The following is a 9,304-nucleotide window of genomic DNA, read 5'->3' on the forward strand; positions in this document are numbered from 1 at the left end:
CGTGACGACGCGAGCACAGGCGTCTACCGGCCTCCACAAGGCGAGGCAGCGCAAGCGCAGGCCGTGTACCGGCCCCACAAGGCGAGGCAACGCAAGCCCGGGCCGCCGACCGACCCCACGTGCCGCCGCCTCGGGGCACCCCCCCCCCGGGTCACTCCACCCCGATAAGCAGCAGGGCTCCCTGCCGACCACCCCGGTACACCACCGTGTCGACGGCTAGGTACGCCTCCCGTACCCGCGCTTCGAGATGGTCGGCGACGTGCTCGGGGGCCTCGTCGCCCAGCACGAGGGTGACCAGTTCGCCGCCGGCCGAGAGCATGCGGTCCAGGACCCTCTCGGCGGTGCCGGCGACGTCCTCCCCGATGACGGCCACGTCGCCGTCGACGAGACCGAGGACGTCTCCGGCCTGGCAGATGCCGGCCATGGTCCAGGACTGGCGTTCCGCGACGACGACCTCGGCGTACCTGGTGGCCCCCGCGGCGGAGGTCATCGTCACGACGTCCTCGTCGAAGCGGCGGTCCGGCTCGTGCACGGCGAGCGCGGCGATGCCCTGGACCGCGGAGCGCGTCGGAATGAGGGCCACGCGGATGCCGTCGGCGCGAGCCTGCTCGGCGGCCGCCGCCGCCGTGTGGCGCAGGTCCGCGTCGTTGGGCAGCAGCACCACCTCGCGCGCGTGGGCGCGCCGTACGGCCTCGGCCAGCTCCCCGCTCGCGGGCGGCTCCCCGGGGCGCGCGAGCACGGTGGTCGCGCCCGCCTCGGTGTAGAGCGCGGCCAGGCCCTCCCCGGGTACGACGGCCACGACGGCGCGCTGGGCGCGCTCCCGGACCGGCCGCTCGGCGCCGGTGGTGTGGACGTCGCCCAGCCCGAAGTGCGTGATCCGGATCCGGTACGGCCGCCCGGCCTCGACGCCCGCCTCCACGGCCGCGCCGGCGTCGTCGACATGCACATGGACGTTCCACAGCCCGTCGCCGCCGACCACGACGAGCGAGTCCCCCAGGGCGTCGAGCCGCTCCCGCAGACGCGCGACGGCCGACTCGTCGGCCTCCAGTAGGTAGATCACCTCGAAGGCGGGGCCGCCCTCCGGGGCCTGCGCGCCACCCACGCACTCATCGTCGTCGACACCGACACCGACACCGACGTCGGCACCGGCACCAGCACCCGCACCCGCACCCGCACCGGCAGCCGCACCCGCAGCCGTGGCTGCCGACCCCGCCCCGGTGAACCCCACACGCGCGTGCACCCCCACAGCCGGCGCCCAGTGCGCCTCCGGCACCTCCCCGGTGAACGTCTCCACCAGCGCCCCCAGGACCGCCACCAGCCCCCGACCGCCCGCGTCGACCACCCCGGCCCGCTCCAGGACCGCCAGCTGGCCCGGCGTCGCGGCGAGCGCCGCACGGGCGCCCTCGAGAGCCGCGCGGGCCACCGTCGCGCAGTCGCCCTCCGCCGCGGCGGCCGCGTCGGCCGCGGCCGAGGCGACGGTGAGGACGGTGCCTTCGACGGGCCGGGCAACGGCCTGGCGGGCGGAGTCGGCCGCCTGCCGCAGGGCGAGACCCAGGCCCCGGCCGTCGGCGTGAGCGTTGTCACCGTCGGTGGCCAGTACCTGGGCCATGCCGCGGAGCAACTGCGCGAGGATCGTCCCCGAGTTGCCCCGGGCGCCTATGAGGGCCCCGTGCGCCATCGCCCGCGCGGCGTCGGCGAGCGCCGGCTCGGCGGTCGGCAGACCGGCCTCGTGCCCCGTGAACACCGCCTCGACGGCCGCGACGGCCGACTCGACCGTCAGGTACAGGTTGGTGCCGGTGTCACCGTCCGCCACGGGATAGACGTTGATCGCGTCGATCTCCTCGCGCGCGCGGCCCAGCGCCCGGAGCGCGAGACCGCACCAGGTGCGCACCGCGAGAGCATCGAAGAATGTCTGCGGCACCTGCGCCACCTGCGCCTCCCTGAGCTGCCGGACCTGGGACGCAGCGTAGACCTCGGGGCGGTGTCCACCGGAAGTGGGCCTGGGGCCGAGCCCCGATCAGCCATGGTAGTTTCGTTCTGCTGGCGCAGTCGTTGTATGCTGCTCCGGTTGCCCGATCCACTCGGGCCATCCCCTGGCACCGCCACTCAGATCTCTGATCCTACGATCTTGATCCCGGCATGCCGGGTTCAACCGTAAGTGCATCTGAAGTCTTTGGAGTGACCCGTGGCTGCCAACTGCGACGTCTGCGGCAAGGGGCCGGGCTTCGGCAACAACATCTCGCACTCGCACCGCCGTACGTCCCGCCGCTGGAACCCGAACATCCAGCGTGTGCGTACCGTGGTGGGCGGGACGCCGAAGCGCGTGAACGCTTGCACCTCGTGCATCAAGGCCGGCAAGGTCTCGCGCTGACGCACAGCTAAGCGCGCGGCCACTGCTGGTTCGCTGCTCAGAGCCGGTCCACCGAGTGTGGACCGGCTTTTTGCATGCCCTGGCTCAAACCCGCATGCCCGTGCCCGGCCCGCGAACCCGGCCAGGCGCAAACCATGCCGCAAACGATTACGCCAACGATTACGCGAGCGCTTACGCGCCGCCTCCCGCACGCCCCGGCCGCAGCGCCCACCCATGATCCACCGGCCCGATCCCGCCCCCCAGCGCGAACCCGGCCGCGATGGCCCCGGTGACGTACTCCTTGGCCGCCGCCACCGCCTCCGGCACCGACAGCCCCTTGGCGAGCTCCGACGCCGTCGCCGACGCGAGCGTGCAGCCCGTGCCGTGCGTGTGCCGGTTGTCGTACCTCGGCGCGCGCAGCCAGTGCGTCTCGGAGCCGTCGGTGAGCAGGTCCACGGCGTCACCGGCCAGATGACCGCCCTTGACGAGCACCCATCGCGGCCCGTACTCCAGCACCGCCGCCGCGGCCCGCGGCAGATCCGCCTCCGACTCGACCCGTACGCCGGTGATCTGGGCCACCTCGTCGAGGTTCGGCGTGGCGAGGGTGGCGACCGGCAGCAGTCTCGTGCGCACCGAGTCCAGGGCGGACGCGGCGAGCAGGGAGTCCCCGTGCTTGGAGACGCCGACCGGGTCGACGACCGCGGGCGCGTCCGTCCCGCCGATCAACTCGGCCACCGCCTCGACGAGTTCGGCCGAGGCGAGCATGCCGGTCTTGACCGCCTGTACGCCGATGTCGTCGGCCACACTGCGGTACTGGGCCCGCACGGCCTCCACGGGCAGCTCCCAGGCGCCCTGCACACCGAGGGAGTTCTGCGCGGTGACCGCCGTGAGGACGCTCATGCCGTGCACGCCGAGCGCCAGCATCGTCTTCAGGTCGGCCTGGATGCCCGCTCCCCCGCCGGAGTCGGAGCCGGCGACCGTGAGAACCCGAGGCGGCGCGCTCACGACTCGATGTCCCCGAAGTGGTCCCAGCCGCCCTTCTTGGTCCACGGTGCCCCGTCGACCGTCACCTGCGGCAGCGCCGAGGGGTTGAGGACCTCGCCGATGACTTTCCAGCGGGCCGGCAGCTTCACGTCCGGCGGGAAGGTCGCCACGATCGCGTGGTCCTCTCCCCCGGTCAGCACCCACTGCATGGGATCGACGCCGACGGCCTGCCCGATGTCGTTCATCTGGGACGGGATGTCGATCGCGCCGGAGCGGACGTCGATGCGGACCTTGCTGGCCTCGGCGATGTGCCCGAGGTCCGCGATCAGGCCGTCGCTCACGTCGCACATCGCGGTCGCCCCCAGTCCGGCGGCGGCCGGACCCGCGTGGTACGGCGGCTCGGGACGCCGGTGCGCCTCCACGAAGGCGCGCGGCGAGCGGAACCCGCGGGCGAGCACCGCGTACCCGGCCGCCGACCAGCCCAGCCAGCCGGTCACCGCGACGATGTCGCCGGGCTGCGCGCCACCCCGCGTGACGGGCTCGTTGTTGCGCAGATCGCCGAGAGCGGTGATCGACACCATGATCGTGTCGCCGCGTACGACGTCGCCGCCGACCACGGAGGCGCCCGCGACCTGGCACTCGTCGCGCAGCCCGTCCATCAGCTCGGTGGGCCAGGTCACCGGCAGCTCGGCGGGCACGACCAGACCGAGCAGCAGCGCGGTCGGTACGGCGCCCATGGCGGCGATGTCCGCGAGGTTCTGCGCGGCGGCCTTGCGGCCCACGTCGTAGGCCGTGGACCAGTCCCGTCGGAAGTGCCGCCCCTCCAGAAGGATGTCGGTGCTCGCCACGACCCTGCGGTCGGGCGCGGCCACCACGGCGGCGTCGTCGCCCGGGCCGACCCGGACCGCCGGGGTGGTGGTGAGACGGGAGGTGAGCTCCCTGATGAGCCCGAACTCCCCGAGCTCACCAACAGTCCCCTTCATTGCCCTTACGCCCCTTCTGTACCTGTCCGTGCCCGGTCGCGCGTCACCAGTGTCCTCGATACGGTCGAGGTGACCGTCAACTTCTGTCGTGCCGGTACCCCGGCGCGCAAGCCTGGTCCCCGCAGGTCTCCCCGCGGCGAGCGGCGACGCGATACCGTGGCGTTCCTTTTCCCCACATGATCCTCGTGGCCGCCCTGGAGGTTCCGTGGTACAGGCGTACATCCTGATCCAGACGGAGGTCGGCAAAGCGTCGACCGTCGCCGAGACGATCAACAAGATTCCCGGTGTCATCCAGGCCGAGGACGTGACGGGACCGTACGACGTGATCGTGCGCGCCCAAGCGGACACGGTCGACGACCTCGGTCGCATGGTGGTCGCGAAGGTCCAGCAGGTGGACGGCATCACCCGTACTCTGACCTGCCCGGTCGTGCATCTGTAGCCCCCGTCTACCCTTGGCCGGTGAACTTCTCCCGTCACCGGCGCCGCAACCTCGTCGGGCCCGCGCTCGTCCTGCTGATCACGGTCGCGGGCTGCTCCTCAGCAGACGACACCGCGTCGGCGGCGGTTCCCACTCCGGACGCGAAGGCCACGAAGCTGTGCCGAGAGCTGGACAAGACGCTCCCGTCCGAGGTCGACGGTCAGGATCGCCGGGATCCCGAGCCCTCGTCCGCGCTGACCGCGGGCTGGGGGAACCCGGCGATCATACTGCGCTGCGGGGTACCGCGACCCGCGGCGGTGAACGACCCGGACGCGGACGGCGTGGACGTGGACGGCGTGGGGTGGTTGCTGCAGGAGCAGGACGACGGGGCGTTCCGCTTCACGACGACCCTGCGGGAGGCCTACGTCGAGGTGACGATCCCCAAGGAGCGCACCGGTGACGGCATGGCGCCGCTGGTCGACGTGGCCCCGGCCGTCAGGAAGGCGATCCCCGAGGGGATCGCCGACTAGCTCGCCGTACGAAGGTCAGCGCAGGCCCGTCGAACGCCGCAGCGCCGCCTGCACCAGCCGATCCACCAGCTCGGGATAGCTGATCCCGCTCGCCTGCCACATCTGCGGGTACATCGAGATGGGGGTGAAGCCGGGCATGGTGTTGATCTCGTTGATCACGAACTCCCCGTCCTCGGTGAGGAAGAAGTCCGCGCGGACCAGGCCCTCGCAGGAGGCCGCGTCGAAGGCGTCCACCGCGAGCCTCTGGACCTCGGCCGTCTCCTCGGGAGTCAGCGGCGCGGGCACGATCCCCGGGGTCGAGTCGATGTACTTCGCCTCGAAGTCGTAGTACGCGTGCGCGTCCGGCGGCGGGATCTCGGCCGGGACGGAGGCCCGCGGGCCGTCCTCGAACTCCAGCACCCCGCACTCGATCTCACGGCCGCGCAGCGCCGCCTCCACGAGGATCTTCGGGTCGTGCCGCTGTGCCTCGGCGATGGCCTCGCCGAGCCCCGTCAGGTCGTCGACCTTGGTGATGCCGATCGACGAGCCCGCGCGCGCGGGCTTCACGAACAGCGGCCAGCCATGGTCGCCGGCGAAGTCGACGATCTTCTTGCGGGCGGCCGCCTCGTCGCGCTCCCACTCCCGCGGCCTGATCACCACGTACGGGCCCACCTTGAGCCCGAAGGAGGTGAACACCCGCTTCATGTACTCCTTGTCCTGGCCGACGGCCGAGGCGAGCACGCCCGAACCCACGTACGGCACTCCGGAGAGCTCCAGGAGGCCCTGCAGGGTGCCGTCCTCGCCGTACGGGCCGTGCAGGACGGGGAAGACGACGTCGACCTCGCCGAGCGCCTTGGGCACCGATCCGGGCTCGCTGTAGACGACTTCGCGGTTCGCCGGGTCGACGGGGAGCACCACGCCGCCCTCGCTCGACTCGGCGAGCTCCTCGACGTCGGGCGTACGGCGCTCGGTGATCGCCATGCGGTCCGGTTCGTCGGCGGTGAGCACCCAGCGACCCTCCCGCGTGATGCCGATCGGCAGGACGTCGTACTTCGTCCGGTCGATGGCCCGCAGCACGGCGCCGGCGGTCACCATGGAGATCCCGTGTTCGGAACTGCGTCCGCCGAACACGACGGCCACGCGCGGCTTGCGAGGCGACTGCTCAGGGTTCTGGGGGAGGTTCTCGGTGCTCATATCGCGATGAGAGTACCCGTTGGTAAGGCCCGGAGACAGCGTGCCACGGGCGGCGTCGCTCAGCGTCGTTCGGGCTTCGCGCTGCGCGACATCAGCTCCTTGAGGGCGACCACGGGCGGCTTGCCCTCGTGGACGATGCCCACGACCGTCTCGGTGATGGGCATGTCGACGCCGTGCCGGCGGGCCAGATCGAGCACCGACTCACAGGACTTGACGCCCTCGGCGGTCTGCTTGGTGACCGCGATGGTCTCCTGAAGGGTCATGCCCCGGCCGAGGTTGGTGCCGAAGGTGTGGTTGCGGGACAGCGGCGAGGAGCAGGTCGCCACCAGGTCGCCGAGCCCGGCGAGTCCGGAGAACGTCAGCGGGTCGGCGCCCATCGCCAGACCCAGCCGGGTCGTCTCCGCCAGGCCGCGGGTGATGAGCGAACCCTTGGCGTTGTCGCCGAGACCCATGCCGTCCGCGATGCCGACGGCGAGACCGATCACGTTCTTGACCGCACCACCGAGTTCGCAGCCGACCACGTCGGTGTTGGTGTACGGGCGGAAGTACGGCGTGTGGCAGGCGGCCTGGAGCCGCCGGGCGACGGCCTCGTCGGTGCACGCGACCACGGACGCCGCCGGCATCCGGGCGGCGATCTCGCGCGCCAGGTTGGGACCGGTGACCACGGCGATGCGGCGGAGCCCCACCTTGGCGACGTCCTCGACGACCTCGCTCATCCGCATGGCGGAACCGAGTTCGACGCCCTTCATCAGCGACACGAGGACCGTGTCGGGGGCGAGCAGCGGCGTCCACTTGGCGAGGTTGGCGCGCAGCGTCTGCGACGGGATCGCGAGGACGGTGAAGTCGGCGCCGCGGGCGGCCTCGGCGGCGTCCGTCGTCGCCCGCAGGTTCTCCGGGAGTTCGACACCGGGGAGGTAGTCCGGGTTCGTACGCGTGGAGTTGATCGCTTCCGCGAGGTCGGCGCGGCGGCCCCACAGGGTCACCTCGCACCCCGCGTCGGCGAGGACCGTACCGAACGCCGTGCCCCACGATCCGGTGCCGAAGACGGCCGCCTTGACGGACTTGCTCACGTGCCCTGCCCCTCTTCCTGTTCGACCTTCCCCTGCGCCCGGGTGCGGCGCCGCTGCTCGATCCGCTCACGACGCGGGTCGTACGGCGCGGCGGGCGCCTTCTCACCGCGGATCAGCTCCAGCTGCAGGGTGATGGCGGCCATGATGACCTCGGTCGCCTCCTTCAGCAGGTCCGGGGTCATCTCCTTGTCGTAGAACCTCGACAGGTCCACGGGCGGGCCGGCCAGCACCCGGTGGGTCTTGCGCGGAAGGAGGTTGGGCTTCTTGGCGTACGGCGGCAGCACCTCGTTGGCGCCCCACTGGGCGACCGGGATCACCGGGCACCTGGTCTGCAGGGCGACCCGCGCGGCACCGGTCTTGCCGGTCATGGGCCAGCCGTCCGGGTCGCGGGTGAGGGTGCCCTCGGGGTAGAAGGCGACGCACTCACCGTGCTCCACCGCGTCGATCGCGGCGCGGAAGGCGCTGAGCGCGTCCGTGCTCTCGCGGTAGACGGGGATCTGCCCGGTGCCCCGCATCGCGGCGCCGACGAATCCCTTCCCGAAAAGACCGCTCTTCGCCAGGAATCGTGGAACGCGACCGGTGTTGTACTGGAAGTGCGCATACGCGAAGGGATCGATGTGCGAATTGTGGTTCACCGCGGTGATAAATCCGCCCTCGACCGGAATGTTCTCCATTCCGCGCCAGTCCCGCTTGATCAGAACCACCAGTGGCGGTTTGCAGAGGACCGCTGCGAAGCGGTACCAGAACCCGATTCTCCGGCGGGGCACGCGGACACCTTCCTCTAGGGCCTGGGGGCCGCACAAGTGTCGCTCCAGGCCGCCGGTCTGTCGAGAACACCGTACGCCCCGACTCCGCGACCGACGGCTGGCCCCGGTGAAGGCTGAGTGACAATGGCCGCGACAAGAGAGGTAAGAAACGCTGGTGCAGTGGACCCTGGTCATACCCCTGAAACCTCTGGCGCGAGCCAAGAGCAGGCTCTCGGACACCGCCGCCGACGGGCTGCGCCCGGGCCTCGCGCTGGCCTTCGCCCAGGACACCGTGGCGGCCGCGCTGGCCTGCCCCGTGGTGAAGGATGTGGCAGTCGTCACGGACGACGACCTGGCGGGCCGGGAGCTGGGCGCGCTGGGCGCGCACATCGTCCCCGACGAACCGGCCGGCGGTCTGAACGCCGCCCTGTCGCACGGCGCCCGGCGGGTACGCGCCGCGCGTCCCGAAAGTGCCGTGGCGGCCCTGAACGCCGATCTTCCGGCGCTGCGCCCCCTGGAATTGGCCCGGGTCCTGGAAGCGGCCGCGGAATTTCCGCGCGCATTCCTGCCTGATGCCGCCGCGATCGGCACGACTCTGCTGGCCGCCCGATACGGCGCGGAATTGCTGCCCGCCTTCGGTGTGGATTCCCGCGCACGCCATCGCGCTTCCGGCGCCGCGGAAATCGACCTCGGCGCGGTGGATTCCGTACGGCAGGACGTGGACACCGGTGCGGATCTGCGCGCGGCGCTGGCCCTGGGGGTGGGCCCACGGACGGCCGCGGTGGCCGCGCGGTTGCTGATCCCCGGGCAGTAGGCTGCCGCCATGCAGGCGACCGCGTACACCTACGACCCCGACCACCGCAGCGGGCAGGTGCTCCTCGACGACGGCACCCCGGTGCCCTTCGACGCGGCGGCGTTCGACGCGGGCGGTCTGAGGCTGCTGCGGCCCGGCCAGCGGGTACGCGTCGAGACGGAGGGTGAGGGCGAGGCCCGCCGGATCACCCTCGTCACGCTCCAGACCTTCTGAGGCGCACCGAGCGAGACTCCCCC

At 71.9% G+C, this 9,304-nt stretch carries 11 protein-coding genes; 5 read left to right on the forward strand and 6 right to left on the reverse strand.

What is annotated here, in order from left to right; genetic code table 11:
* Positions 1-151: 151 nt before the first annotated feature.
* Positions 152-1,930: a DAK2 domain-containing protein gene (locus tag AQJ84_RS29775; RefSeq protein WP_053191532.1), complete on the reverse strand. Its 1,779-nt coding sequence runs from the start codon at positions 1,928-1,930 to the stop codon at positions 152-154.
* 255 nt (positions 1,931-2,185) lie between these two features.
* On the opposite strand from AQJ84_RS29775, the gene rpmB reads away from it, so the two are divergent.
* The gene (gene rpmB, locus AQJ84_RS29780; protein WP_003993230.1) at positions 2,186-2,371 is read left to right on the forward strand and encodes a 50S ribosomal protein L28; all 186 of its coding nucleotides are present in this window, start codon (positions 2,186-2,188) and stop codon (positions 2,369-2,371) included.
* Between the two features lie 171 nt (positions 2,372-2,542).
* On the opposite strand, the gene thiD is transcribed toward rpmB, so the two are convergent.
* The gene (thiD, locus tag AQJ84_RS29785) at positions 2,543-3,355 is read right to left on the reverse strand and encodes a bifunctional hydroxymethylpyrimidine kinase/phosphomethylpyrimidine kinase (RefSeq protein WP_030040985.1); all 813 of its coding nucleotides are present in this window, start codon (positions 3,353-3,355) and stop codon (positions 2,543-2,545) included.
* Positions 3,352-4,317 carry a thiamine-phosphate kinase gene (locus AQJ84_RS29790; RefSeq protein WP_030040984.1) on the reverse strand — a complete coding sequence of 322 codons (966 nt, stop codon included), beginning with the start codon at positions 4,315-4,317 and terminating at the stop codon, positions 3,352-3,354. Before AQJ84_RS29790 ends, thiD begins: the two co-directional genes overlap by 4 nt.
* Before the next feature lie 205 nt (positions 4,318-4,522).
* Here AQJ84_RS29790 and AQJ84_RS29795 point away from each other — a divergent pair, with 205 nt between their 5' ends.
* A complete protein-coding gene (locus tag AQJ84_RS29795) occupies positions 4,523-4,756 on the forward strand; it encodes an Lrp/AsnC family transcriptional regulator (protein WP_030040983.1) in 234 nt (77 codons plus the stop codon).
* Positions 4,757-4,776: 20 nt separating this feature from the next.
* Entirely contained in the window at positions 4,777-5,265 is a 489-nt protein-coding gene (locus tag AQJ84_RS29800; RefSeq protein ID WP_030040982.1) for a DUF3515 domain-containing protein, read from the forward strand.
* Positions 5,266-5,280: 15 nt separating this feature from the next.
* Here the strand turns inward: AQJ84_RS29800 and AQJ84_RS29805 are convergent, their stop codons facing one another.
* From AQJ84_RS29805 to AQJ84_RS29815, 3 genes are read right to left on the reverse strand one after another with little or no spacing between them, the layout of a single operon-like run.
* Positions 5,281-6,438 (reverse strand): D-alanine--D-alanine ligase family protein, encoded by a 1,158-nt coding sequence (locus tag AQJ84_RS29805; RefSeq protein ID WP_030040981.1) that lies wholly within the window; start codon positions 6,436-6,438, stop codon positions 5,281-5,283.
* 59 nt (positions 6,439-6,497) lie between these two features.
* Entirely contained in the window at positions 6,498-7,508 is a 1,011-nt protein-coding gene (locus AQJ84_RS29810) for an NAD(P)H-dependent glycerol-3-phosphate dehydrogenase (protein WP_030040980.1), read from the reverse strand.
* Positions 7,505-8,275 carry a lysophospholipid acyltransferase family protein gene (locus AQJ84_RS29815; protein WP_030040979.1) on the reverse strand — a complete coding sequence of 257 codons (771 nt, stop codon included), beginning with the start codon at positions 8,273-8,275 and terminating at the stop codon, positions 7,505-7,507. Before AQJ84_RS29815 ends, AQJ84_RS29810 begins: the two co-directional genes overlap by 4 nt.
* 154 nt (positions 8,276-8,429) lie before the next feature.
* On the opposite strand from AQJ84_RS29815, the gene cofC reads away from it, so the two are divergent.
* Both cofC and AQJ84_RS29825 read left to right on the forward strand, forming a co-directional pair.
* Entirely contained in the window at positions 8,430-9,068 is a 639-nt protein-coding gene (gene cofC, locus AQJ84_RS29820) for a 2-phospho-L-lactate guanylyltransferase (protein WP_030040978.1), read from the forward strand.
* 9 nt (positions 9,069-9,077) lie between these two features.
* Positions 9,078-9,281 carry a hypothetical protein gene (locus AQJ84_RS29825; RefSeq protein WP_053191535.1) on the forward strand — a complete coding sequence of 68 codons (204 nt, stop codon included), beginning with the start codon at positions 9,078-9,080 and terminating at the stop codon, positions 9,279-9,281.
* Positions 9,282-9,304: the final 23 nt, after the last annotated feature.

This window comes from Streptomyces resistomycificus, assembly GCF_001514265.1.
Classification (GTDB): domain Bacteria; phylum Actinomycetota; class Actinomycetes; order Streptomycetales; family Streptomycetaceae; genus Streptomyces; species Streptomyces resistomycificus.

Bases quoted from the DNA above. Each gene is read 5' to 3' on its own strand.
- AQJ84_RS29825 (WP_053191535.1), top strand. From the start codon at position 9,078: ATGCAGGCGACCGCGTACACCTACGACCCCGACCACCGCAGCGGGCAG.
- AQJ84_RS29790 (WP_030040984.1), bottom strand. From the start codon at position 4,317: ATGAAGGGGACTGTTGGTGAGCTCGGGGAGTTCGGGCTCATCAGGGAG.
- AQJ84_RS29805 (WP_030040981.1), bottom strand. From the start codon at position 6,438: ATGAGCACCGAGAACCTCCCCCAGAACCCTGAGCAGTCGCCTCGCAAG.